Here is a 24,036-nt window from a genome sequence, read left to right on the forward strand (position 1 = left end):
GTGCCCACGACCCCGAGCCCCGATCCCGACGCCGCGGCGCGGGAGACGATGCGCCGGGTGGCCGAGCAGCGGGTGGCGGAGTCGCTGGCGCCGGTGTGGCCGCTGCTGGCCGAGCTCGGGGAGCGGTTCGAGGCGGCGGGGCACGAGCTGGCGCTGGTCGGCGGCCCGGTCCGCGACGCGCTGCTGGGCCGGTCCGGCGCGCCGGAGACGGTCGGCCCCCAGGACCAGGCCGAGCCGCCGGAGCACGCCGAGCCGCCGGAGCACGCCGGGCCGCCGGAGCACGCGGGGCCGCCGGAGCACGCGGGGCCGCCGGAGCACGCGGGGCCGCCGGAGCACGCCGAGCCGCCGGAGCACGCCGGGCCGCCGTGGGCGGACCTCGACCTCACGACCAGCGCGCACCCCGACGCGGTGCTGGCGCTGCTGGACGGCTGGGCCGACACCACCTGGGACGTCGGGATCCGCTTCGGCACGGTGGGCGCCCGGCACGGCGACCACCGGCTGGAGGTCACCACCTACCGGGCCGAGTCGTACGACCCGTCCTCGCGCAAGCCGGAGGTGACGTACGGCGACTCGCTGGACGGCGACCTGTCCCGGCGCGACTTCACCATCAACGCGCTGGCACTGCGACTGCCCTCGGGTGAACTGGTCGACCGGCACGACGGGCTGGGCGACCTGGCCCGCGGGGTGCTCCGTACGCCCGTGACACCCGATCAGTCCTTCGGCGACGACCCGCTGCGGATGATGCGGGCGGCCCGGTTCGTCTCGCAGCTCGGGGTCACCCCCACGCCGGACGTCGTCGAGGCGATGACCGCGATGGCGGCGCGGCTGGAGATTGTGTCCGCCGAGCGAGTCCGGGTCGAGCTGGACAAGCTGCTGCTGGGTGCCCACCCGCGCCGCGGGCTGGGGCTGATGGTCGACACCGGGCTGGCCGAGTATGTGCTGCCGGAGCTGCCGACGCTGCAGCTGGAGGTCGACGAGCACCATCGGCACAAGGACGTGTACGAGCACTCGCTGACGGTGCTGGAGCAGGCCATCGCGCTGGAGCAGTCGCACCGGCCGGCGTCCGGCCCGGACCTGGTGCTGCGGCTGGCGGCACTGCTGCACGACATCGGCAAGCCGCGGACCCGGCGGTTCGAGCCGGACGGCGGCGTGTCGTTCCACCACCACGAGGTCGTCGGCGCGCGGATGGTGCGCAAGCGGCTGACCGCGCTGCGCTACCCGCAGGACACCATCGACGAGGTGTCGACGCTGGTGGAGCTGCACCTGCGGTTCCACGGGTACGCCGGCGGGGAGTGGACCGACTCCGCCGTGCGCCGCTACGTCCGTGACGCCGGGCCGCTTCTGGTCCGGCTGCACAAGCTCACCCGGGCGGACAGCACGACGCGGAACCGGCGCAAGGCGGCGGCGCTGCAGCGGTCGTACGACCACCTCGAGGAGCGGATCGAGCGGCTGGCCGAGCAGGAGGAGCTGGCCGCGATCCGGCCGGACCTCGACGGCAACCGGATCATGGCCGTGCTGGGGATCCCGCCCGGGCGCGAGGTGGGCGAGGCGTACCGGTACCTGCTGGAGCTGCGGCTGGACCGCGGGCCGATGGGGGCCGAGCAGGCGGAGGCCGAGCTGCGCGCCTGGTGGGCCGCCCGCGAGGCGTAGCAGTCGTCGGCCGGGCGGCGGAGCGGTGATTCAGGCCGCCGGGCGGCGGACCAGTGCCGTCAGGCCGCCGGGCGGCGGACCATCGGCGCGTCGACGCGGGAGGGGACGGCCGGCGGCGGGGTCAGGTAGACCGCCGTGGCCCAGCGGCTCATCCAGGTGCCCAGCGGCTGCGGCGCGGGGCGACGGCGGCCGTCGACCACGGGGGCCACGGACGCGACGGTGAGACGGGTGGGCATGGGTCCTCCTCGACCGGCCCGGGCGCGGCGCCGCGGGCGTGCTGTCGTTCTTCCCCTAGGAGAACCCCGCCACACCCGTGGTCGTGCCCACCGAGCCTGCGATCTTGGTCACGCCACGGGCCGGCCGGGACGGTCGCGGGTCAGACCGGGACCGCCTCCGGCTCGGCCGGGGCCTCGGTGTCGACCGGGTGGGCGGCGCCGATGAGGACCTGCAGCGCGGCCAGGACGAGCGCCGTGATCGCCGTGGTCCACAGCACGCTGGTGACGTTGAAGTTCCACACCCACAGGATCAGGACGAGCGCGATCGCGATAACGAGGCCGCGCACCCAGAAGGCGGCTCCCTCGACGAACCGTCCGGCGTCGCTCACCGGCCCGGCGGGGAAGCGGGCCCCGGCCCGTTCCAGGCCGCCGGAGACCCAGCCGCGCACCTGCGTACCGGTCTGGTTCCGGCCGGCGAACCAGCCGGCCAGGATGAGCACGATCCCGAGGATGAGGATCGTGTGCCAGCCGTTGACCAGGTACGTGAGCAGGGTCGCGTAGAACACCCGGCTGGCCGGCCCGAACGGGGTGCCGAGCAGGGTGTTGACGAACAGCTGCTCTCCCACCGTGATCGCGATGCCCAGGACGACCGCGTTGACCACGGCTGCTGCGCCGATCCACACCGTCATCCGCGGCCGGCGGCGCGACAGCAGGAACGCCAGCGCGAACAGCCCGACGATGACGAAGATCGCCCAGGTCGCGACCGGGTTGGCGAAGGCGTAGATGGTGCGGGCCTGCGCCAGCTGCGGGGCCCGCAGCAGCACGATCTGCGCGTCGGTCTGCGGGATCGGGATGTTCTGCACGATCGTGAGTCCGCGGTCCACCAGCCGCTGCTTGACGGCGTCGACCAGGGTGGAGATGTCCAGCACCACGTCGTCGCCCTCGAGCTGGATCGCCCCCGGGTCCTCGTTGCCCTCCAGCAGCCGTATCAGCGTCTGCTGCGCCCGGGTGTTGACCTCGATCCACAGGTCCTGGAACAGGTCGGAGGCGAGGAACGCGCGGACCTGGCCGTCGATGAACGACTCGATCGCGCCCTCGAGCGGCGGGATGAGCAGCTGCAGCCGGGGGGCCTGCTCCAGCAGCGGGCCGAACGCCTCGTCGGCCAGCCCCTGGATGTCCAGCTGCTCGTTGATGATCGAGGTGATCTTGTTGCCGAGGACCTGCTGGACCTCCGGCTGCGCCACCAGCGGACCGACCGTCTCGATGTACCGCTCGGTGTCGGTGATCGTGCGCTGGCCCCAGTGCGCCACTGCGGCGGGCAGCGTGAGCAGAGCCGCCAGCACGAAGCAGATCGCGGCGGCGACCGAGCGCCAGCGGCCGCTGGGCTGCGCAGTCGCGGCCTCGGGGGCGGTGCTGCCGCCGGTGCCGGTGCCGCCCGCGTCGGTCGTGGTCGCGTCGGTGTCGGTCATGGCGGGCCTCCCGTCGCCGGCGCACGCCCGTGCGCCGTCGCGGTCGAGGCTAGTGATCGCGCGACCGGGATGTGTCCTCCGGAGCGGATGAGTCGGCGGCGGCCCGGTGCCGCAGGTACCAGACGCCCGTCGCGAGCAGCACCACCCCGAGCAGGACGTACGCCACCGGCGCCTCCCCGGAGGCAGGCGCGCCGAAGGCCATGGCGGTGATGCCGGAGACCAGCGCGACGTTCACGATCATGTCGAACAGGGCGAACACCCGACCGCGGTGGTCGTCGTGCACCTCCCGCTGGGTGACCGTGTCCGCGCACACCTTGGCGCTCTGCCCGGCGAACCCCACCGACAGTGCGGCGACCAGCAGGCCGGCGTACGCGGTCGGGAGCATGCCCAGCGGCACGATCACTCCGGCCTGGAGGATCGCCACCGATGTCCACGGCACGGTGCCGACGCGACGGGACATCGCCGGGGTGACCACGGCTCCGACCAGCGCCCCGGCCGCCGCGGCGCCGGTCACCACGGCGAACTCGCGCAGCGCGGCCTCCGGGTCGCTGCTGGGGTTGAGCGTGTTGCGGATCAGCAGCAGCCCGCCCACGGTGAGCGCGCCGAAGACGAACCGGTGCGCGGTGACGACCCCGATCGCCCGGGCGGCACGGCGCCGCCGGGCCAGCTCGCGGACCCCGTCCACCAGCCCGATCGCGACGTCCTTGACGGTGTCGCCGGGGACCGTCCCGTCGGGACCGAGGACGTCCTTGCCCAGCAGCGCGGCGATGGCCGCCGCGAGCAGGTACGTCACCACCGAGGCGACCAGCACCACCGTGGCGCCGCTGTCGCCGCCGCCCGCGATGCCGCGGATGCCGACGCCGATCAGGGCCCCGACCGCGGACGCGATCGTGCCCGACGTCGGCGTGAGTGCGTTGGCGGTGACCAGCCGTGGCCCGTCGACGACGTGGGGCAGCGACGCCGACAGCCCGGCCAGGACGAACCGGCCGATGCCCAGCGACACCAGCACGGTCAGGGCCAGGTCGGGGCCGTCGTGCCCGGCCGCGACGATCAGGGCGATGACGACGCCCACGCCGGCGCGCAGCACGTTGGCACGGACGAGGACCTGGCGGCGGCGCCACCGGTCCAGGAACACCCCCGCGAACGGGCCGACGACGGAGTACGGCAGCAGCAGGATCGCGAACGCGACGGCCACCTTCGGCGCGGTGGCCTGGCGCTCGGGGGAGAACAGCACGAACGTGGCGAGGGAGGCCTGCAGCAGGCCGTCGGAGAACTGGGACACCAGCCGGACCGCGAACAGGCGGCGGAAGTCCCGTCCGGCCAGCACCTGCCGGACGTTCCCCAGGGCCACGTGCGGAGGCTACCCGCAGGTCCGTGGGCGCTGCGGCATGCCGTCGGCCCCGCCCCCGGGAGTCCGGGGACGGGGCCGACGTGGGTGCCCTGGAGGAGGGCGGCCGCGCCGCGGTCAGACGCCGCGGCCTGGCTGGTGGGTCAGACCGACGCGGTCAGCGCTCGACGGTGCCGTCGATGAAGTCCTCGACGGCCGCCTTCGCCTCGTCGTCGGTGTACTGCACCGGCGGCGACTTCATGAAGTAGCTGGACGCGGACAGGATCGGGCCGCCGATGCCGCGGTCCTTGGCGATCTTCGCCGCGCGGATCGCGTCGATGATGATGCCGGCGGAGTTCGGCGAGTCCCAGACCTCGAGCTTGTACTCCAGGCTCAGCGGCACGTCCCCGAAGTTGCGGCCCTCGAGCCGAACGAAGGCCCACTTGCGGTCGTCGAGCCAGGCCACGTAGTCGGACGGCCCGATGTGCACGTTGCGCGCCGGGATCTCGCCCTGCAGCTGCGAGGTGACTGACTGGGTCTTGGAGATCTTCTTGGACTCCAGCCGCTCCCGCTCGAGCATGTTCATGAAGTCCATGTTGCCGCCGACGTTGAGCTGGTAGGTCCGGTCGACGGTGACGCCGCGGTCCTCGAACAGCTTCGCCAGCACCCGGTGGGTGATGGTGGCGCCGACCTGCGACTTGATGTCGTCGCCGACGATCGGGACGCCCGCGTCCTCGAACTTCTTCGCCCACTCCGGCGTGCCGGCGATGAACACGGGCAGCGCGTTGACGAAGGCCACGCCCGCGTCGATGGCGCACTGCGCGTAGTACTTCGCGGCGACCTCGGAGCCCACCGGCAGGTAGCAGACCAGCACGTCGGCCTTGCTCTCCTTGAGGGCCGCGACGACGTCCACCGGCTCGTCGTCGGACTCGGTGATCATCTCGCGGTAGTACTTGCCCAGGCCGTCGTAGGTGTGGCCGCGCTGCACGGTGACGCCGGTCGGCGGCACGTCGCAGATCTTGATCGTGTTGTTCTCGCTGGCGACGATCGCGTGCGCGAGGTCCTGACCGACCTTCTTGGCATCGACGTCGAATGCGGCGACGAACTCGACGTCGCCGACGTGGTACGGGCCGAACTGCACGTGCATCAGGCCCGGGACCTTCATGGTCGGGTCGGCGTCCTTGTAGTACTCCACGCCCTGTACGAGCGAGGCGGCACAGTTGCCGACGCCGACGATGGCCACGCGTAGGGAACCCATCGTTGTCCTTCCTCCAGTTACCCAGTCACCCGCGGGAGCCCGGCCGTGTCGGCCCGGTCCCGGTGGTCGTGTTCTCGGCGCGGTCGCGCCGGACGTTCTCGGTCTCGGTCTCCAGCAGCTCCGACAGCCAGCGGACCTCGCGCTCGACGCCCTCGAGGCCGTGCTGCTGCAGCTGCAGGGTGTAGCTGTCGACGCGCTCCCGGGTGCGCGCCAGCGACTGGCGCAGGGCGGCCAGGCGCTCCTCGAGCCGGCTGCGCCGGCCCTCGAGGATGCGGACGCGGACCTCGGCGTCGGTGCGGCCGAAGAAGGCCATGTGCACGTCGAAGCGCTCGTCCTCCCACGCCTCCGGGCCCGGCTCGGCCAGCCACTGCTGGAACCGCTCCTTGCCCTCGGCCGTGATCCGGTAGACGATCTTGGCCCGCTTGCCGGACAGCGACGGGGCGCCGGCGTCGGCCGGGCCGTCCTCGACGATCCAGCCCTGCGCGAGCATGTCCTTCAGGCACGGGTACAGCGACCCGTAGGAGATGGCCCGGAACGCACCGAGCAGGCCGTTGAGCCGCTTGCGCAGCTCGTAGCCGTGCATCGGGGACTCGTGGAGCAGACCCAGCACGGCGTACTCGAGCACGCCGCTGCGCTTGGCCACGTCCGGTCACCTCCTGGCAGAGTCTCGTCTCGATGTATCGGTCGCATGTATCGCGTCCATGTATCGAACCGATACATCCAGACGATAGGACACCGGGTGGCCGGCGCGCAAACGGAGGGTGTCCCCGGCGCGCCGGGGGTGGTTCCGGAGGCCGCCCTGGGGGTCACTGCGGGGCCGGGAGTCCCTGCGGGGCCGGGAGTCCCTGCGGGGCCGGGGGTCGCGACGGGGGCTGCGCGCGCTCAGGCCGGCGCGTCGACGATCGCGATGCCCATCGGGGCGATGCCGTCGATCGGCGTGGCCCCGGGGATGGTGTAGGCGAAGACGATCCGCGAGCCGTCGGGTGACCACTTGGCGTGCTGGACCGACAGATGGGCGGGGGTGGCCAGGCGCCCCCCCGGCCGTCGCACCGGTGGCGGCGCGGCGGGCGCGGGGTAGGGCATGACCCAGATCCGGTAGAACGCGTTGTAGCCGTCGCTGGGGGTCAGCACCGATTCGTACGCGATGCGGTCCCCCGTCGGCGACCACCACGGGGCGCGTCCCAGCAGGCCGTTCAGCTGGATGGCGGGGGTCGAGCCGTTCTTGACCCAGATTTGGTTCCAGTTCTGGTCGTAGGTGTTCACCAGGTTGGGAGCCTGACCCGCGAAGGCGACGAGCTCCGGACTGGAGGGGGACACGCTGCACATGCCCGGCCACACGTCGCGCGGGTTGGTCTCGTCGGTGCACCGGGCGTCGAACGGGGGCGTCGGCGGGATCGTCGAGGTGCGCAGCAGCCGCTGCCGGCGCGGGTCCCGTGCGTAGTTCGTCAGGACGATCTGCTGCCCGTCCGAGGTCCACGACGGGTAGCTGAGGGTCTCGAGGTTCCGGCCCGTGCAGTCGACCTGGACCGCCTTGCGGGTCGTCGCGTCCAGCAGCCAGAGCTGGTCGGAGTTGCCGGAGAACGCGATCTCGAACGACTGCCTGCTCCACGACCAGTCGGGACGGGTGGCTTGCAGGTTCTTGTTGACGTAGAACGGGTTCGGCTTGCGACACGTTCGCGGAGAGGACGTGGCGCGCGCGGTGGGCATCGTGTACAGCCAGACCTGGTCCCGGTCCTTCCCCCGCAGCGGCTGGTGCATGAACAGCACGTACTTCCCGGTGGGATCGAAGCAGGGGCGCGCGTCCAGGAAGTCCGGATCGCAGGTCAGGTACCGGATGGACCGACCCGGGAGGGGTCCGGCGGCCTCGGGGAGGAGCGACGGGCCGGGAGCCGTCTCGGCGCGCGCGGTCGCGGGCCCGGCCAGGGCGGGCGACGCCAGGGCCGCGCCGGCCGCCGTGACGGTGCGGAGGAAGCGTCGTCGGTCCATCCCCGGATTGTGGCCGTGGATGAGGTCGGTCACACGTGCTATCCGCACAGTGCCCGGCGAGCCAGCCCCGCAGTGCTGGCGCGCACGTGTCGGCGCCGGGGCCTGGGCGGTGCCGCCGCACGGGTTCGTTCCGTACCCTCGGGGGATGGCCGCGCCGCGCTCGTCGACCCCCCGGGGGTCCCGCGTGCTCGGCCGCCCGGGCAGCGGCGGACCGGACCCCGCCCGCGAGCCGCTGCCGGAGCCGGAGCCGGTCGACGACCCCACCGCGCCGCGCCAGGTCGTCGACTACGCCCTGCAGCGCCGGGCCGCTCTGGAGTCGCTGTTCCGCGGCGGGGCGCTGGACTCCGACCACTGCGACGCCGACCCCTACCTGGTCCGCGCCGCCCGGCACCACGGCGAGCCGGCCGCGGACGACTGCCCGGTCTGCCACCGCAGCGACCTGACGTACGTCACGTACGTCTACGGCGACGAGCTCGGCCACCTCAACGGCCGGGTCCGCAGCACCGAGGAGCTCGACGAGATGGCCCACCAGCACGGGGCTTTCCGCGTCTACGTCGTGGAGGTCTGCCCCGACTGCGGCTGGAACCACCTGTCGATCTCGTACGTCCTAGGCGACGGCACGCCGCGGCGTCCCCCACCCCGTCCGCGCGATCTGCTGGACTAGCACCGCACTAGCACCCGACGCCGGGCACCGGAACCGCCGACGGACCGGTGCGTGCCGGGTGCCGCACCCGGGAGAGGAACCTCGTGAGGATCGACTACCCGCGTGCCGGGCGCACCGGGATCCGGCGGTGGCTGCCGTCGTGGAAGCAGGTGCTCTCGATCGTCCTGCTCGGCATCGTCAGCGTCGTCGGCGCGTTCGCGATCGCGGTGGCCGTCACCGACGTGCCCGAGCCGAACGAGGTCGCGGTCTCGCAGGCCACGATCGTCTACTACGCCGACGGCACCACCGAGATCGGCCGGCTCAGCGACTCCACCCGGGTCAGCGTGCCGCTGTCCGAGGTGCCGGACCACGTGCAGAAGGCCGTGCTGGCGGCGGAGGACCGCTCGTTCTACGAGCACGGCGGGTTCAGTCCTGTCGCCATCGGCCGCGCCGCGTGGAACAACATCACCGGCGGGTCCACCCAGGGCGGGTCGACCATCACCCAGCAGTACGCCAAGAACGCCTACCTCACCCAGGACCAGACCATCGTCCGCAAGCTCAAGGAACTGGTCCTGTCGGTGAAGATCGAGGCCACGGTCCCCAAGGACCAGATCCTCGAGGACTACCTCAACACCATCTACTTCGGCCGCGGCGCCTACGGCATCGAGGCCGCGGCGAAGGCGTACTTCGGCAAGTCCGTGTCGGACCTGACCGTGGCGCAGGGCGCGGTGCTGGCGTCCATCATCCGCTCCCCCGGCGGCTACGCGCCGGAGGACAACCTGGACAAGCTCGAGGGGCGGTGGGCGTACGTCCTCGACGGGATGGTCGAGGAGGGCTGGCTCACCCCGGCCGAGCGCGCCCAGCTGGAGTTCCCCAAGATCCGCGAGCGGCGCACCTCGGACCGGCTCGCCGGTCAGGTCGGGTTCATGCTGGACGCGGTCCGGCAGGACCTGCTGGCCAAGGGCTTCACCGACACCGAGATCGACGGCGGCGGCCTGAAGGTGGTGTCCACCTTCGACCGCGACGCGATGAAGGCCGCGCGGCTGGCGGTGAAGGAGGCCGGCCCGCAGTCGGAGACCGAGGGCCTGCGCATCGGACTGGCCGCGGTGCGCCCGGGCACCGGCGAGGTCGTCGCGTTCTACGGCGGCAGGGACTACATCGACGACCAGTTCAACAACTCCACCCAGGCCATCGCGCAGGCCGGGTCGACGTTCAAGCCGTTCGCGCTCGCCGCCGGCACCGAGGCGGGCGTCCCGCTGGACTCGGTGTGGAACGGCGACTCCCCGGCGACGATCCAGGGCTACACGCTGAACAACTACGGCGGCTCCTCGTACGGGCAGATCACGCTGCTGCAGGCCACCGAGGACTCGGTCAACACCGCGTACGTCGAGCTCGAGGCCGACATCGGCGTCGACAACGTCGTCGACGCCGCGCTGCGCTCGGGCGTGCCGGAGGACACCCCCGGCATGTACGACGCCAACGGGCAGGCCAACCTCACGTTCGTGCTCGGCACCGCGTCGCCCACCGCGCTGGACATGGCGGGTGCCTACGCGACCTTCGCCGCCCGCGGCGCGCAGGTGACGCCGACCTACCTGCGCCAGGTCTTCGGAGCGAACGGCGGCCTGCTGTACGAGCTGAGCCCGTCGCCGGAGTCCGCGTTCGACTCGCAGGTCGCGGACACCGTGAACTACGCGCTGCAGAAGGTCGTCACCAACGGCACCGGGTTCGCCGCGCAGGCCCTCGGCCGGCCGTCCGCCGGCAAGACCGGCACCACCGACGAGAACAAGTCGGCCTGGTACGTCGGCTACACCCCGCAGCTCGCGACCGCGGTGATGATGGTGAAGTCCGACGCCGAGGGGAACCCGGTCACCCTGTCCGGCACCGGCGGCCTGGCGAGCGTCACCGGCGGCTCCTTCCCCGCGCAGATGTGGACGTCGTTCATGTCCGCGGCACTGGCCGACACCCCGGTGGAGGAGTTCGTCGACCCCGAGGTGATCCCGAGCGCGAGCGTCGCGCCGTCGGAGTCGGTCGTGTGCCCCAGCGTGCTGCCGCTGCCCAGCGGGGAGTCGCTGCCGGAGGGGTGCCCGCTGCCGACGATCACGTCCGGGGAGCCGAGCCCGACGGAGACCTCACCGACGGGTGAGCCGACGCCGACCGACACTGCGCCGACCGGTGAGCCGACGCCGACCGACACTGCGCCAACGGGTCCGCCGACGCCGACGGACACCGCACCGACGGGCGATCCGACGCCGACCGACACCGCGGCGTCCCCCTCGGCCGCGACGTCGGCCGCCTCCCCCGCCGCCGCCCCGCAGTCGGCGGCCCCGCAGTCGGCGCCCGCGCAGGGGCTGACACCCGCACCCTCCCCGTAGCGCGACGGTCGACCCGTGTCGCACGCGCGGGGCGGATCGCCGGGGGCCACGGGCCTGCGCCGACACGATGGTGGCGTACGGCACGATGCACGCGTGGACCCGGTCGTGCTTCCCTCGCGCGAGGACCGCACCCTGCGCGGCGGCAGCGAGGGTGTCGGCGGGCCCGCGGGTCGGCGGATCCGGCTGCCTGGCGGGTGGTGGACCCCGATCCGTGTGCTGCTGGTGCTGGCGACCGGGTCGTACCTGCTCGGCTACCTGCTGGACCTGCCCTGCGTGTCGAACGGCTGGGCGTCGCCGGACCGCTACCAGGCGCTGTGCTACTCCGACATCCCGCCGCTGTACGCCCTGCGCGGCTTCGCGGAGGGGCTGTTCCCGTACCTGGACTCCTCGGTCGCGCAGGAGGTCCTGGAGTACCCGGTCCTCACCGGGCTGTTCATGTTCGCGGCCGCCGCGCTCACCCGCGCGTCGGTGCCGCTGTTCGGCGACGTCGCCGCGGGGACCGTGTTCTTCCACGTCAACGTGGTGCTGCTGTTCCCGTTCCTGCTGCTGGCCGTCGCGGCCACCGCGGCGACGGTCCGGCGCCGGCCCTGGGACGCCGCGATGGTGGCCGTCGCGCCGGGGGTGATCCTGGCGTCGACCATCAACTGGGACCTGGTCGCCGTCGGCCTGACCGCGGCGGCGCTGCTGGTGTGGTCGCGCCGACATCCGACCTGGGCCGGGGTGCTGCTCGGGCTGGCGGTGGCGGCGAAGTTCTACCCGGTGGTCCTGCTCGGGCCCTGGCTGCTGCTGTGCCTGCGCGCGGGCCGGCTGCGCGACTTCGGCCGGCTGCTGCTGGGGTTCGCGGGCACCTGGCTGGTCGTGAACCTGCCGTTCATGCTGGCCAACTTCGACGGGTGGGCCCGGTTCTACGTGTTCAGCAACGAGCGCGGCCAGGACTTCGGGTCGGTCTGGTACGCGGTCAGCCTGCTCGGTGGGGGGTCGGTCCCGAAGGACCTGCTCAACGAGGTGGCCACCGGCTCGTTCCTGCTGCTGTGCGTGGGGATCGGCTGGCTGATGCTGGGGGCGCGGCGGCGGCCGCGGCTGGCGCAGGGCCTGTTCCTCGTGGTGGCGGCGTTCGCGCTGACCAACAAGGTGTACTCGCCGCAGTACGTGCTGTGGCTGATCCCGCTGGCCGCGCTGGCCCGGCCGCGCTGGCGGGACTTCCTGATCTGGCAGGCCGGCGAGGTCGTGTACTTCCTCGCGGTCTGGTGGTTCCTCGCCGGCTACGGGGTCGACGGCGCCAAGGGCCTGACGCAGCAGTGGTACGCGGTCGCGGTGTTCGTCCACGTGCTGGCGACGCTGTGGTTCGCCGGGATGGTGGTGCGCGACATCCTGCGGCCCGAGCACGACCCGGTGCGGTCCGACCCGTTCCCCGAGGACGACGACGACCCCGGCGGCGGCTGCCTGAACGGCGCCCCCGACGTGGTCGTCCTCCCCCCGGCCCGCCGCACCCCGCCGGCCCCGGCCGACCCTCTCGAGTCGGGGCGGAAGCTGGCCACACCAACCGGGCGAAGGGTCGCGTGGGGCGCGTGGGACGTACGAGCTACGGGGCTCTGCGGTGCGCCGACGGTCCCGGTCGCGCCGCGCGCCGGGGGCCGCTTCGGATGACGGGCGACCCGGGGGCGCTGCCGCATCGCCGTGAGGCTCAGCGGTCGGACACCACCACGGCGTCGGGGCGCAGCGTGGTGAAGCGGACCTCGCACGGCAGCTCGTCCCCGACCCGCGGCACCACGGTCCCGCCCGGCAGCCACAGCAGCGACACGTGCATGTGCGGCGGCTCGGCGAACCAGCGCCGCGCCCCCGCCCACCGGAACGGCGACAGCGCCCGGCCCGCGGCCTCCAGCGCCCCGGTCCCCGCGGCCACCGCGCGCTGGCGCAGCGTGGTCGCCGGCGTCGGAGCGGCCAGCGCCACCCCGTGCGACGTGCCGCCGCCGACCACGACCAACGTCCCGTCCCGCGGGCCCTTGCGCTGCCGGTAGCCCGCGGGCACCGCACCGTCCAGCGGGTGCACGGCCAGCACCACCCCCGCCGCCTTCAGCGCGTCGCGGTCGCCCAGCCACAGCCGGGTGCCCACCCGCGGGCGCAGGTCCGCACCGGGCAGGGCCTCGCGCACCGAGGCCAGCTCGTCGTCGGCCAGGTGCGACACCCACAGCGTCGCCGCGTCGGCCATGCCTGCGTCCGTCCCGGGTGCTGTGTCACGCAGCCGCTCCCGCAGCTCGGCCCAGCGCCGCGCCCAGGCGACCACCTGGTCCACCCGGGGTGGCGTGCCCGCGGCCAGCGGCAGGTGCAGTGCCAGCCCCGCCACGGCCAGCCGCCCGTCGGCCAGGGCCTCCTGCACGGACGAGTCGTCCAGCGCCGCGAGCAGCTCGGCGTCGTCCAGGCCGAAGCGGCGCACCGAGGTCAGCCCCTCGACCAGCACCCGCACCGGGGCGGACCCGGACTCCGGCGCTCTCGCGAGCTCGGCCAGGGCCGCCGCCGACGCGACCGTCCGCACGACCCGGTCGGCGTACGGCGCCGCCGCCACCGCGTCCCAGACCGACGCGGCCACCTCGTCGCGCGGCTCGTACGGCTCCAGCACCAGCACGTCACGGGGGAACTCCGCGGCGACCTCGGCGACCTCGACCACCGTCCCGACCGCGACGCAGTCCACGCCCAGGGCGTCGGACTCCGCCGCGACCAGCCCCTGGCCCAGGCCGTAGCCGCTTCCCTTCACGACCGGGACCAGCCGCCCGCCGGAAGCCGTCTCGACGGCGTCGCGGACCTCCGCCAGGTGCCGGCGCCAGCGTCGACCCTCGACCCGCACCACGAACGTCACGACCGCACCGTCCCTCGCCGTCCCTAGCCCTTGCGGCCCATGTACGCGTCGAACGCCTTGGCCCACAACGGCCGCAGCGCGTAGTCCCACTCCCCGACGTACTCCACGGCCTCGCCGCCGGTGCCCAGCTTGAACTGGATCAGCCCGAACAGGTGGTCGTCGGGGTCGAGGGTGTCGGAGATGCCGCGCAGGTCGTAGACCGCGCACCCGGCGGCGTGCGCGTCGCGGATCATCGCCCACTGCACCGCGTTCGACGGACGCACGTCGCGCCCGGCCGTGGTGGAGGCACCGTACGAGTACCACGCGTGGTCGCCGACCCGCACCATCGTGGTGGCCGCGACGACGTCGCCGCCGTGCCGCGCCACGTAGAGCCTGAGCCGGTCGTCCTCCTCCGCGGCCATCGCCCGCCACATCTGCTGGAAGTACCCCAGCCCCCGAGGGGTGAAGTGGTCGCGCGCGGCGGTCTCGACGTACACCTCGTGGAACGCGGGCAGATCCGCCTCGGTCCCGTGCGTGACCTCGACGCCCGCCTTCTCCGCCTTGCGCACGTTGCGCCGCCACAGCTGGTTGAACCCGGCGAACACGTCGTCCAGCGAGCGCCCCGCCAGCGGCAGCTGGAACACGTACCGCGGCTGCACGTCGCCGAAACCCGCTCCCTCCGAGGGCTTCTGCGTCCACCCGAGGGATGCCAGCCGCTCCGCGACGGCGACGCCTCGCTCGTCCTGACGGTCCGGCGGCACGTTGCGCAGCCGAGTGGAACCCCCCGCCGCGATCGCATCCTTCAGCGTGGCCGCGTCCCACCGGCGCACGACGACCTGCGGGCCCATCTTCACCTGGAACGCCCCGCGGCCCCGGCAGTGCTTGAGCAGCGGCAGCAGCCAGTCCTCGAGGTCGTACTGCGGCAGCCGATCGCCCAGCCAGTCCAGGTCGGGTCCCTCGGGCAGGTAGGCCAGCGACCGCTGCGGCAGCCGCGGCACCGGGCGGTACAGCACCAGTCCCGCGCCCACCAGCCGCGAGCCGACGAACCAGCCCAGCGACTCGTGCCGCCAGCCGGACTTCACCTCGCCCCACGCCGGGGTCTGCAGGAAGGAGACGCTGGGGCGCGACGCCACCCACTCGCGGTGCTGCGCCGCGGTGATCGGCCGGACCGTGATCGTCACGCGGCACCCGCGCTGGAGTCGATGTCGAGATCGACCACGATCGGCGCGTGGTCGCTGGGGCCCTTGCCCTTGCGCGCCTCCCGGTCGACGTACGCGTCGGTCACGGCGCGGGCGAACGGCTCGTTGCCGAGGACGAGGTCGATGCGCATCCCCTTGCCCTTGTGGAAGTTGCCGTCGCGGTAGTCCCAGAAGGTGAACGGCTCGCCCTTCAGCGCCCGGGCGGGCACGTCCACCAGGCCCAGCGCCTCCAGCTCACTGATCTTTGCCCGCTCCTGCGGGGTCACATGGGTGGCGCCGACGAAGTCGGCCGGGTCCCACACGTCGGCGTCGGTGGGGGCCACGTTGAAGTCGCCCACCAGTGCGAACGGCCGGCCGTCCCCGGCCGCGAGCTCGTGCTGCGCCACGTCGTGCAGCCGGTCCAGCCACTCCAGCTTGTAGCCGAAGTGCGGGTTGTCCGGCTCCCGGCCGTTGGGCACGTACAGGCTCCACAGCCGCAGCCCGCCGCAGGTCGCGCCGACCGCGCGGGGGTGCAGCGCACCGTCGAACTGCGGCTCCCCCTCCAGACCGCGCACCACGTCGTCGAGGCCGACCCGGGACAGCAGAGCCACACCGTTCCAGCGGCCCTCGCCGTACGCGGCGACCTCGTACCCCAGCGCCTCGACCTCGGCGAACGGGAACTGGTCGGTCGGGCACTTCAGCTCCTGCAGCCCGAGCACGTCGGGCGCCACGTCCTCCAGCCAGGCCAGCAGGCGGGGCAGCCGGGGGTTCACCCCGTTGACGTTCCAGGTGGCGATCCGCACGGCCGTGAGCCTACGGCGGTCCGGTCCCCGGTCTCGATCGGGGATTTCCGGGGCGGGGGCGTCTGCGGGTACCCTGGGCGCCGTCACGCCCGGTCCCCCGTGCGCCGCACGGACGGCCGGGCGCCTTGACGCTGCAGCCCTCCTGCCACGGAGAGACCGTGGCCGCTGAGTCCAGAGGAGGTGGGTTGTCCGCATGCGTCACTACGAGGTGATGGTGATCCTCGACCCCGATCTCGAGGAGCGCACCGTCCAGCCCAGTCTCGACACGTTCCTCAACGTGGTCCGCCAGGACGGCGGGTCCGTGGAGAAGGTCGACATCTGGGGCCGGCGTCGCCTGGCCTACGAGATCAAGCACAAGAACGAGGGCATCTACGCCGTCCTCGACCTGACCTGCACCCCCGAGGCGGTCAACGAGCTCGACCGGCAGCTGTCGCTGAACGAGTCGGTGCTGCGCACCAAGGTCCAGCGCGCGGACGCGAAGTAGGCGGGTCGCGATGGCCCAGGGCGACATCATCGTCACGATCGTCGGCAACCTGACGAACGACCCCGAGCTGCGGTTCACCCCCAGTGGTGCCGCGGTGGCGTCGTTCACCGTCGCGTCCAGCTCCCGCTACCTGGACAAGCAGTCCAACGAGTGGAAGGACTCCGACCCGGTCTTCATGCGCTGCAGCGTCTGGCGGCAGTACGCGGAGAACGTGGCCGAGTCCCTCACCAAGGGCACCCGGGTCATCGTGTCCGGCCGGCTCAAGCAGCGGTCGTACGAGACCCGCGAGGGCGAGAAGCGCACCGTGATGGAGCTCGAGGTCGACGACGTCGGCCCGGCGCTGCGCTACGCCACCGCCAAGGTCACCAAGGCCCAGCGCGGCGGCGGCGGCGGCTTCGGCGGCGGTGACTCCGGTGGTTCCGGCGGATCCTCCGACGACCCGTGGGCCGGTGGCGGCTCGGGGTCGTGGGGCGGCTCCGGCGGCGCGACCGACGAGCCCCCGTTCTGATCCGGGCCCCGCGCCCACCCGTGCAGCACACCCCCTGAACGAAACCCCCTGAACGAATCCCCTGACCATCCCGGCCCCCGCCGGGCATCCGTGAGACGGAGCACCACGATGGCCAAGCCCCCCATCCGCAAGCCCAAGAAGAAGGTCTGCGTCTTCTGCAAGGAGAAGAACGCCGAGGTCGTGGACTACAAGGACACCGCGCTGCTGCGCAAGTACATCTCCGATCGCGGGAAGATCCGCGCTCGCCGGGTGACGGGCAACTGCACCCAGCACCAGCGCGAGATCGCCACCGCGGTGAAGAACGCCCGCGAGATGGCGCTGCTGCCCTACACCTCGACCGCCCGCTGACGGGCCCGACACACCAAGGAGGCGACACCCGATGAAGCTCATCCTGACCCAGGAGGTTGCCGGCCTCGGCGCCCCCGGCGACGTGGTCGAGGTCAAGGACGGCTACGGCCGCAACTACCTGCTGCCCCGCGGCTTCGCCACGGCCTGGACCAAGGGCGCGGAGAAGCAGATCGCGACGATCAAGCGGGCCCGGTCGGTCCGCGAGGTCCGCGACCTCGGGCACGCGCAGGACATTAAGGCGCAGATCGAGGCGCTGAAGGTGACCCTCGCGGTCCGCGCCGGAGACACCGGCCGGCTGTTCGGCTCGGTGACGGCGTCCGACGTCGTCGACGCGGTCAAGAAGGCCGGCGGCCCGGACATCGACAAGCGCAAGATCGAGATCTCCACGCCGATCAAGACGGTGGGGGCGCACAGCGCGACGCTGCGCATCCACGCCGACGTCGCGGCCACGATCTCGCTGGACGTCGTCGGCGCCTGACGCCGTACGCCCGCACCACTCGACGGCCCCGCCCGGACCCCCGCGTCCGGCGCGGGGCCGTCGCGCGTGTCACCGCCCCCACCTCCCGCACTTCCCCGTCGAGTGCTCGCGCGTGGGGGTTTCAGGACCGTCCCGAAACCCCCACCGGCGAGCATTCGACGAGGGGTCGGGGTCGTCCCGGGGCGCGGGCGCGCGGGCTGGGCTGTTACCCGGCCAGCAGGCGGCGGGCGACCGCGGCGGCCTGTGATCCGTACGACGGCCCGAACAGCGCGGCGTGCACGAGCAGCGGGTGCAGCTGGTGCAGCGCGACCCGCTCCCGCCAGTCGGGCGCTAGGGGGCGGCCGTCGCCGGCGGCGGCGGCCTCGTACGCCTTGAGCACGGTGTCGAGGTGCGGCAGCCCGAACAGCGCCAGCATCGCCAGGTCGGTCTCGCGGTGCCCGCCGTGCGCGGCCGGGTCGATCAGCCAGGCGCCGGGTGTCCCGTCCGGGGTCGGAGCCCACAGCACGTTGCCGCTCCACAGGTCGCCGTGCAGCCGCGCCGGCGGCTCCGGCGGCCCGCACAGGTCCGCGTCGTCGGCCTCCAGCCGCGCCCACACCGCCTCCACGGCCGCGAGCCCGGCGGCGTCGAGCGCGCCCCGGTCGGCTGCCGAGCGGGCGTACGGCAGCACCCGGGCCCGCGCGTAGAACGGTCCGAACGAGGCCCACTCCCCGTACGGCAGCGGCAGGTCGGCGATCCAGCCGCGGTCGGCGCCCGGCGGCGGGGACCCGTACGCGGGAGCGCCGCAGGCATGCAGCCGGTGCAGCGCGCGGCCGAACGAGTCCGCGGCCCCCCGGCTCGCGGCGCCCGCGGGCACCCGGTCCAGGACGAGACGGGTCGCGGACACCTCCCGCACCCTCGGCACGGGTGGCCCGCCGGGGACCGCGGCCAGCCAGCGCAGGCCGGCGGCCTCGGCGGCGAAGTACGACGGGTCCGCCCCGGGCCGGGTCTTGCCGAAGGCGCCCGGGTCTCCCGTCACGGCACCGGGTCGTCGAGCAGCGGGTCGCCGACCGCCGGGACGCGCGCCACCCCGTCGCCGAGCACCGACCGCACGTGCGCGACGACCCCGTCCGCGGCCGCCTCCAGCATGGCCAGGACGTCGTCGAAGCCGGAGTCCCCGCCGTAGTACGGGTCCGGCACGTCCAGCTCGGGCTGGCCGGGGGTCAGGTGCGCCAGCGCCGGGTCGAAGGACCGCATCATTCGGACCCGGTCCCGGGCCCCGTCGTCGGGCGCCAGTCGCACCAGCCGGCGGTGGTTGTCCGCGTCCATCGCGACCACGAGGTCGCGGTCGTCGAACCAGGCGGCGTCGAACTGCCGGGCGGTGTGGTCCAGCGGGTAGCCGTGCCGGGCCAGCGTGCGCCGGGCCCGGGGGTCAGCGTCGTCCCCCACGTGCCACCCGCCGGTACCGGCGGAGTCGACCTCGACCGCGTGGGACAGCCCGGCCTCGTCCAGCCGTGCGCGCAGGACCGCCTCCCCCATCGGGGAGCGGCAGATGTTGCCCATGCAGACCACGCAGATCCGGTAGCGCGACGGGGCGGGCGGCGTCGGTGCGGGCACGGCCCGACGCTACCCCGACACACCGGTGTTACCGGACCGACGCATGCCGGACAAGTTTTCCCCCACACCGCGTGGACGGCGTTTCCGCAGGTCAACAGGGGTGTGCCGACTCGATCATCCACAGAATCCACAACTTGTCCCCAGCGTCGTCGACGGCCGTGTGGCGCGTCGCCCCCAGGTTGTCCACAGGTCTGTCCCCAGGGGGTGTCGACACCGTCGGACCGCCGTCCCTAGCCTCGCCGGCGGTACCGCGAGGTACCCGCCGCGCGCCCCCCGACGCCGGTCGACCCGCCCGCCCGTGCACTCTCGCCGGCCCCCCACCGCCCCGTCCGCTCCCCGCGGCCGGAGCGCCCGGCGACGGCCCGGACGGGCTGTCAGACCCCCCCGGTAGACCTGGGTGTCGGGAGGGCGCGCGACGCGCCCGGCGAGCCCAGGAGGTGTCCCGCGTGAGCGTGGCCGAGCTGCCGGTCCCCTCCGGGGGACCGGGTCCGGACCGAACCCCGCCGCAGGACATCGCCGCCGAGCAGTCGGTGCTCGGGGCGATGCTGCTGAGCAAGGACGCCATCGCCGACGTCGTGGAGACCCTGCGCGAGGCCGACTTCTACCGCCCCGCGCACGCCAGCGTCTACGCCGCGATCCTCGACCTGTACGGCCGCGGCGAGCCGGCGGACGCGGTCACCGTGGCCGCCGAGCTCACCCGGACCGGCGACCTCGGCCGGATCGGCGGGGCGCCGTACCTGCACACGCTGGTCTCGATGGTGCCCACCGCGGCCAACGCCGGCTACTACGCCCGGATCGTGCAGGAGCGGGCGGTCATGCGCCGGCTGGTGGAGGCCGGCACCCGCATCGTGCAGCTCGGCTACACGGCCGAGGGTGACGTCGACCAGGTCGTCGACCGGGCCCAGGCCGAGGTCTACGACGTCACCGACAAGCGCACCAGCGAGGACTACCTGCCGCTGCGCGACATCATGGACGGCGCGCTGAACGAGATCGAGGCGATCTCCAACCGCGGCGGCCAGATGGTGGGCGTCCCGACCGGGTTCGCCGACCTGGACTCCCTCACCAACGGCCTGCACCCCGGCCAGCTCGTCGTCGTGGCCGCCCGTCCCGCGATCGGAAAGTGCCTCGCGGCCTCGTCCATGGTGGTCGACGCGCGCACCGGCGACCGGATGACGATCGCGGACTTCGTGGCCTGCGGGCAGCGGGGCGAGACCCGGGTCATCCATACCCTCGACGAGCACTGGCGGCTGCGCGCGGTCGAGCCGAGCGACTTCCTGGACAACGGGATCCGCCGGGTGTTCCGGCTGCAGCTGCAGTCCGGGCGCCGGGTACGCGCGACCGGCCACCACCCGTTGCGCACGCTGGCGGGCTGGGTGCCGCTGGAGGAGTTGCGTCCCGGCGACCGGGTCGCGGTGCCGCGGCCGTCCACCCCGCGCGAGGGCTGGAGCTACGCCGCCGTGCCCGACACGCTGCCCGCGGCCGCCTGGGAGTACGTCGACAAGGCGCGCGGGGAGCGCAGCTGGGCCGAGGTCGCGGCGATCGCCGGGCTGCCGGGGGACGTGGACTGGTCCGCGGTCCGCGGAGACGATCTTCCGCGGAAGATCGTCGGGGACCTCGCCGAGGCGTTCGACGACGACGACCTGCGACTGCTGCACGACGCCGACGTGGTGTGGGACCGCGTGGTCTCCGTACGACCCGACGGCCACGACCGCGTCTACGACCTGACCGTCGACGGCACCCACAACTTCGTCGCCGACGACGTCGTGGTGCACAACTCCACGCTGGGACTGGACTTCACCCGCGCCGCGTCCATCAAGCACGGCCTGACCAGCGTCATCTTCTCCCTGGAGATGAGCCGCAACGAGATCGTCATGCGGCTGCTGTCCGCGGAGGCTCAGGTCGCCCTGCACCACATGCGCAGCGGTTCCATGGGCGACAGCGACTGGCAGAAGCTGGCCGCGAAGATGGGCGCGGTCAGCGACGCCCCGCTGTTCATCGACGACTCGCCGAACATGACGATGATGGAGATCCGGGCCAAGTGCCGGCGGCTCAAGCAGCGGCACGACCTGCGCCTGGTGGTGGTCGACTACCTGCAGCTGATGACGTCCGGCAAGCGGGTGGAGTCCCGGCAGCAGGAGGTCGCCGAGTTCTCCCGGTCGCTGAAGCTGCTGGCCAAGGAGCTCGAGGTCCCGGTCATCGCGATCAGCCAGCTCAACCGCGGTCCCGAGCAGCGCCAGGACAAGAAGCCGATGCTGTCCGACCTGCGCGAAAGTGGATCTATCGAACAGGATGCCGACGTGGTCATCCTGCTCAACCGGGAGGACGCGTACGAGCGGGAGTCACCGCGTGCAGGCGAGGCCGACTTCATCGTCGCCAAGCACCGCAACGGCCCCACCGCGACCGTGACCGTGGCCTTCCAGGGCCATTACTCCCGCTTCGTCGACATGGCGCAGATGTAGAGGTAGTAGTGAGTAGTAGGAGCGAAGCCGCGTTGCTCGCTTGCCGCCGTCATTGCTGCCACCGACAGCGCATGGCCGTCGCCCGGGCCACGGCTACACCAACGACTCACGCGGTGGCGCGTCGCCGCGTCATGCAGTAGCAGTCGTGGTGATCCTGTCTCTCGACGGCGGGTAGCCGAACGCGCGGCGGTACTCGCGGCTGAACTGCGTCGGGCTCATGTAGCCGACGGTGTGGGCGGCGTCGGTGATGGAGCGCGTGTCGGACTGGATGAGCCGACGGGCCTCGAGTAGTCGCAGCTGCTTCTGGAACTGGACGGGAGTGGTCCCGGTGACCGCCTTGAAGTGATGGTGGAGCGCTGAGGTGCTGAGCCCGACGTGGCTGGCGATCGCCTTCACGGTCAGCTGTGCCGCCAGGTCCTGTCGGATGAGTCTGATCGCCCTGAAGACCGGTTCTGCTGGCCCGTCCCCACGAGCAAGACTGCGGAGGGTCTGACCCTGTGGTGAGGCGAGGAGGCGGTAGTGGATCTCCCGAATCGCCAGGGGAGCGAGTACCTCGGCGTCCCTGGGGGTCCGGAGTGCGCGGATGTAGCGGGCGAACGCATCGATGAGTTCGCCATCGGCATTGCCCACGCGCAGGGCGGAGTGATCGCCGACCTCGGTGACGGAGGTCGCTGGTACGTGTTCCCGGAGGTCGGCGAGCACCCCGTGGTCGAGAGAGGCGATGAGCGCGAGATACGGCTCGCGTGGTGAAGCCCGGGTGATGCGGGAGACGACCGGCATGTCGTGGGTCACGATCAGGAACTGACCGGCCTCGATGGTCCGACTGCTGTCGCTTGTGCTCGTGTCCTTGGCTCCCTGCAGAACGAGGCACACCACGGGGTCGTAGACCTGTGCCAGATGATGGGAGGGCTGCCGATGCGCCAGGATGAGCAACCCGTCGTGGGGGCGCACCATCTGGGGGTCGGCACTAACTGCACCCAGCGTCGTCAGGGCCTGGCCTGACAGGGCCATCAGCGGCGCGGTGACGTCTGATGCAGGGTCCACGATGGTTGGTCCTCGCTCGCAGGATTGAGCAGGTTCATCCTGAGGCCCAGCCCCTCATAGCGCAATGACTCGCGCTGCGTCCACCCCGCTCGCGGAGTATTGGGCAAGGTTGCGAGACGTTTGGGCATGCCTCGGTGGGCGCAGCTGGGCCATCGTGAGACGACCCCGATGGATCAGCCGCAGGAGTACCCATGCCCACCACTGTGAACGCCTACCGAGCGATGGAGCCGGGCGGACGACTCGAGCCCTATCAGTTCGAGCTGCCGGATCTCTCGTACGGCGAAGTCGACATCGACATCGACTCGTGCGGGATCTGCTACAGCGACGTCAGCATGATCGACAACGAGTGGGGCTTCACTCCGTACCCGATCACCCCTGGCCACGAGATCGTCGGCCGGATCCGGGCCACCGGGCCCGGCGTCACGCACGTCGCTGTCGGCGATGTCGTGGGGCTCGGGTGGAACGCCGCCTACTGCGGGGTCTGCCGCCAGTGCGTGGCCGGCGAGCAGAACCTGTGTCCCGATGCCCAAAGCACCTTCATCGGGCGTCCCGGCGGCTATGCGGACATCGTGCGCGCCGATGCTGCTGCCGTGCTCCCCATCCCCGACGGTGTCGATCGCCGGACCGCCGGCCCGCTCATGTGCGGAGGGGTCACGGTCTTCGCGCCATTCCTGACGTACTCGGTCCTGCCGACCGACCGTGTCGGGGTGATCGGGCTCGGCGGTCTGGGTCACATGGCGGTCAAGCTGGCCAAGGCCTGGGGATGCGAGGTCACCGCCTTCACCTCCAGCGCGTCCAAGGCGGAACTGGCGAGGCAGCTGGGTGCCCACCGTGTGCTCGACTCCCGCGACGGCGCCGCGATCGCCTCCGCCGCAGACTCGTTCGATCTCCTCCTGTCGACGGTGAACGTCGCGCTCGACTGGTCCGCCTATCTCGACACCGTCACGCGGCGGGGACGCTTGCACGTGCTCGGGGCAGTTCCCCAACCGCTCGACATCGTCAACACCCAGTTGATGATGGCGAACCGATCCGTCTCGAGCTCACCTTCGGGTAGCCCGACCACCGCGCTCACCATGCTCGACTTCGCCGCACGACACGACATCGCCCCTGTCTGCGAGACGTTCGGCTTCGACCAGGTCAACGAGGCGATCGACCATCTCCGTTCCGGGAATGCGCGATTCCGTGTCGTTCTGGAGCACTGAGACGAGACGTGGACGTAGCGGCCCTGCGCGCCTGTCCGTCAGGGGCGCGTTCGCAGCGAGCGCCGGAATCGGCAGGAAGTGGGACGAAGTCCCCGCCTCGCTGCCCCGGACGGCTCAGCTACGCCAGGCCTCCATCATCGGCGTGCGCGTTGTGGTGCCGGTTGCGTGAGCTCTGGCTCGCGCAAC

At 72.6% G+C, this 24,036-nt stretch carries 22 protein-coding genes; 10 read left to right on the forward strand and 12 right to left on the reverse strand.

All coding sequences use genetic code 11. The features are described 5' to 3' along the window. Positions 1–1,650, forward strand: coding sequence for a CCA tRNA nucleotidyltransferase (locus tag R2737_14385; protein MEZ5117444.1), 1,650 nt, complete (start codon positions 1–3; stop codon positions 1,648–1,650). 59 nt (positions 1,651–1,709) lie between these two features. Here R2737_14385 and R2737_14390 read toward each other — a convergent pair whose 3' ends face one another. The 6 genes from R2737_14390 to R2737_14415 form a co-directional block, all read right to left on the reverse strand. Then, entirely contained in the window at positions 1,710–1,886 is a 177-nt protein-coding gene (locus tag R2737_14390) for a hypothetical protein (GenBank protein MEZ5117445.1), read from the reverse strand. Between the two features lie 140 nt (positions 1,887–2,026). Beyond that, positions 2,027–3,334 carry a hypothetical protein gene (locus R2737_14395; GenBank protein MEZ5117446.1) on the reverse strand — a complete coding sequence of 436 codons (1,308 nt, stop codon included), beginning with the start codon at positions 3,332–3,334 and terminating at the stop codon, positions 2,027–2,029. A 49-nt stretch (positions 3,335–3,383) separates the two neighbouring features. Beyond that, the gene (locus R2737_14400) at positions 3,384–4,685 is read right to left on the reverse strand and encodes an MFS transporter (GenBank protein MEZ5117447.1); all 1,302 of its coding nucleotides are present in this window, start codon (positions 4,683–4,685) and stop codon (positions 3,384–3,386) included. A gap of 154 nt (positions 4,686–4,839) precedes the next feature. Then, positions 4,840–5,919, reverse strand: coding sequence for an inositol-3-phosphate synthase (locus R2737_14405; GenBank protein ID MEZ5117448.1), 1,080 nt, complete (start codon positions 5,917–5,919; stop codon positions 4,840–4,842). Positions 5,920–5,944: 25 nt separating this feature from the next. Beyond that, the gene (locus R2737_14410) at positions 5,945–6,562 is read right to left on the reverse strand and encodes a PadR family transcriptional regulator (protein ID MEZ5117449.1); all 618 of its coding nucleotides are present in this window, start codon (positions 6,560–6,562) and stop codon (positions 5,945–5,947) included. Positions 6,563–6,801: 239 nt separating this feature from the next. Then, positions 6,802–7,905: a hypothetical protein gene (locus R2737_14415; protein MEZ5117450.1), complete on the reverse strand. Its 1,104-nt coding sequence runs from the start codon at positions 7,903–7,905 to the stop codon at positions 6,802–6,804. A gap of 145 nt (positions 7,906–8,050) precedes the next feature. On the opposite strand from R2737_14415, the gene R2737_14420 reads away from it, so the two are divergent. From R2737_14420 to R2737_14430, 3 genes are all read left to right on the forward strand, one after another. Next, a complete protein-coding gene (locus R2737_14420; GenBank protein MEZ5117451.1) occupies positions 8,051–8,569 on the forward strand; it encodes a DUF5318 family protein in 519 nt (172 codons plus the stop codon). 83 nt (positions 8,570–8,652) lie between these two features. Then, positions 8,653–10,920 (forward strand): transglycosylase domain-containing protein, encoded by a 2,268-nt coding sequence (locus R2737_14425; protein ID MEZ5117452.1) that lies wholly within the window; start codon positions 8,653–8,655, stop codon positions 10,918–10,920. 93 nt (positions 10,921–11,013) lie between these two features. Further along, positions 11,014–12,567 carry a glycosyltransferase 87 family protein gene (locus R2737_14430; protein ID MEZ5117453.1) on the forward strand — a complete coding sequence of 518 codons (1,554 nt, stop codon included), beginning with the start codon at positions 11,014–11,016 and terminating at the stop codon, positions 12,565–12,567. 37 nt (positions 12,568–12,604) lie between these two features. On the opposite strand, the gene R2737_14435 is transcribed toward R2737_14430, so the two are convergent. From R2737_14435 to R2737_14445, 3 genes are read right to left on the reverse strand one after another with little or no spacing between them, the layout of a single operon-like run. Continuing rightward, positions 12,605–13,774: an alanine racemase gene (locus R2737_14435; protein MEZ5117454.1), complete on the reverse strand. Its 1,170-nt coding sequence runs from the start codon at positions 13,772–13,774 to the stop codon at positions 12,605–12,607. Positions 13,775–13,797: 23 nt separating this feature from the next. Further along, positions 13,798–14,934: a peptidoglycan bridge formation glycyltransferase FemA/FemB family protein gene (locus R2737_14440; protein MEZ5117455.1), complete on the reverse strand. Its 1,137-nt coding sequence runs from the start codon at positions 14,932–14,934 to the stop codon at positions 13,798–13,800. After that, on the reverse strand, positions 14,931–15,734 hold the full coding sequence (locus R2737_14445; GenBank protein ID MEZ5117456.1) for an exodeoxyribonuclease III: 804 nt from the start codon (positions 15,732–15,734) through the stop codon (positions 14,931–14,933). The genes R2737_14440 and R2737_14445 overlap by 4 nt, the downstream gene beginning before the upstream one ends. Positions 15,735–15,927: 193 nt before the next feature. Between R2737_14445 and rpsF the strand changes: the two genes are divergently transcribed. The 4 genes from rpsF (at position 15,928) to rplI (ending at position 17,552) form a co-directional block, all read left to right on the forward strand. Continuing rightward, on the forward strand, positions 15,928–16,218 hold the full coding sequence (gene rpsF / locus R2737_14450) for a 30S ribosomal protein S6 (protein ID MEZ5117457.1): 291 nt from the start codon (positions 15,928–15,930) through the stop codon (positions 16,216–16,218). Positions 16,219–16,228: 10 nt separating this feature from the next. Then, positions 16,229–16,726: a single-stranded DNA-binding protein gene (locus R2737_14455; GenBank protein ID MEZ5117458.1), complete on the forward strand. Its 498-nt coding sequence runs from the start codon at positions 16,229–16,231 to the stop codon at positions 16,724–16,726. A gap of 108 nt (positions 16,727–16,834) precedes the next feature. Further along, positions 16,835–17,074 (forward strand): 30S ribosomal protein S18, encoded by a 240-nt coding sequence (rpsR, locus tag R2737_14460; protein MEZ5117459.1) that lies wholly within the window; start codon positions 16,835–16,837, stop codon positions 17,072–17,074. Between the two features lie 31 nt (positions 17,075–17,105). Further along, positions 17,106–17,552 carry a 50S ribosomal protein L9 gene (gene rplI, locus R2737_14465; GenBank protein MEZ5117460.1) on the forward strand — a complete coding sequence of 149 codons (447 nt, stop codon included), beginning with the start codon at positions 17,106–17,108 and terminating at the stop codon, positions 17,550–17,552. A gap of 205 nt (positions 17,553–17,757) precedes the next feature. On the opposite strand, the gene R2737_14470 is transcribed toward rplI, so the two are convergent. Together R2737_14470 and R2737_14475 are read right to left on the reverse strand one after the other, a co-directional pair. Beyond that, positions 17,758–18,567 (reverse strand): fructosamine kinase family protein, encoded by an 810-nt coding sequence (locus R2737_14470; GenBank protein MEZ5117461.1) that lies wholly within the window; start codon positions 18,565–18,567, stop codon positions 17,758–17,760. Next, on the reverse strand, positions 18,564–19,145 hold the full coding sequence (locus R2737_14475; GenBank protein ID MEZ5117462.1) for a low molecular weight protein-tyrosine-phosphatase: 582 nt from the start codon (positions 19,143–19,145) through the stop codon (positions 18,564–18,566). Before R2737_14475 ends, R2737_14470 begins: the two co-directional genes overlap by 4 nt. A 452-nt stretch (positions 19,146–19,597) precedes the next feature. Here R2737_14475 and dnaB point away from each other — a divergent pair, with 452 nt between their 5' ends. Beyond that, a complete protein-coding gene (gene dnaB / locus R2737_14480) occupies positions 19,598–21,604 on the forward strand; it encodes a replicative DNA helicase (GenBank protein ID MEZ5117463.1) in 2,007 nt (668 codons plus the stop codon). A 129-nt stretch (positions 21,605–21,733) separates the two neighbouring features. On the opposite strand, the gene R2737_14485 is transcribed toward dnaB, so the two are convergent. Next, the gene (locus tag R2737_14485; GenBank protein MEZ5117464.1) at positions 21,734–22,648 is read right to left on the reverse strand and encodes an AraC family transcriptional regulator; all 915 of its coding nucleotides are present in this window, start codon (positions 22,646–22,648) and stop codon (positions 21,734–21,736) included. A 191-nt stretch (positions 22,649–22,839) separates the two neighbouring features. Here R2737_14485 and R2737_14490 point away from each other — a divergent pair, with 191 nt between their 5' ends. Further along, positions 22,840–23,850, forward strand: coding sequence for an NAD(P)-dependent alcohol dehydrogenase (locus R2737_14490; protein MEZ5117465.1), 1,011 nt, complete (start codon positions 22,840–22,842; stop codon positions 23,848–23,850). Positions 23,851–24,036: the final 186 nt, after the last annotated feature.

It is taken from the genome of Candidatus Nanopelagicales bacterium, from assembly GCA_041393815.1.
Taxonomy (GTDB): Bacteria; Actinomycetota; Actinomycetes; order S36-B12; family JAWKJK01; genus JAWKJK01.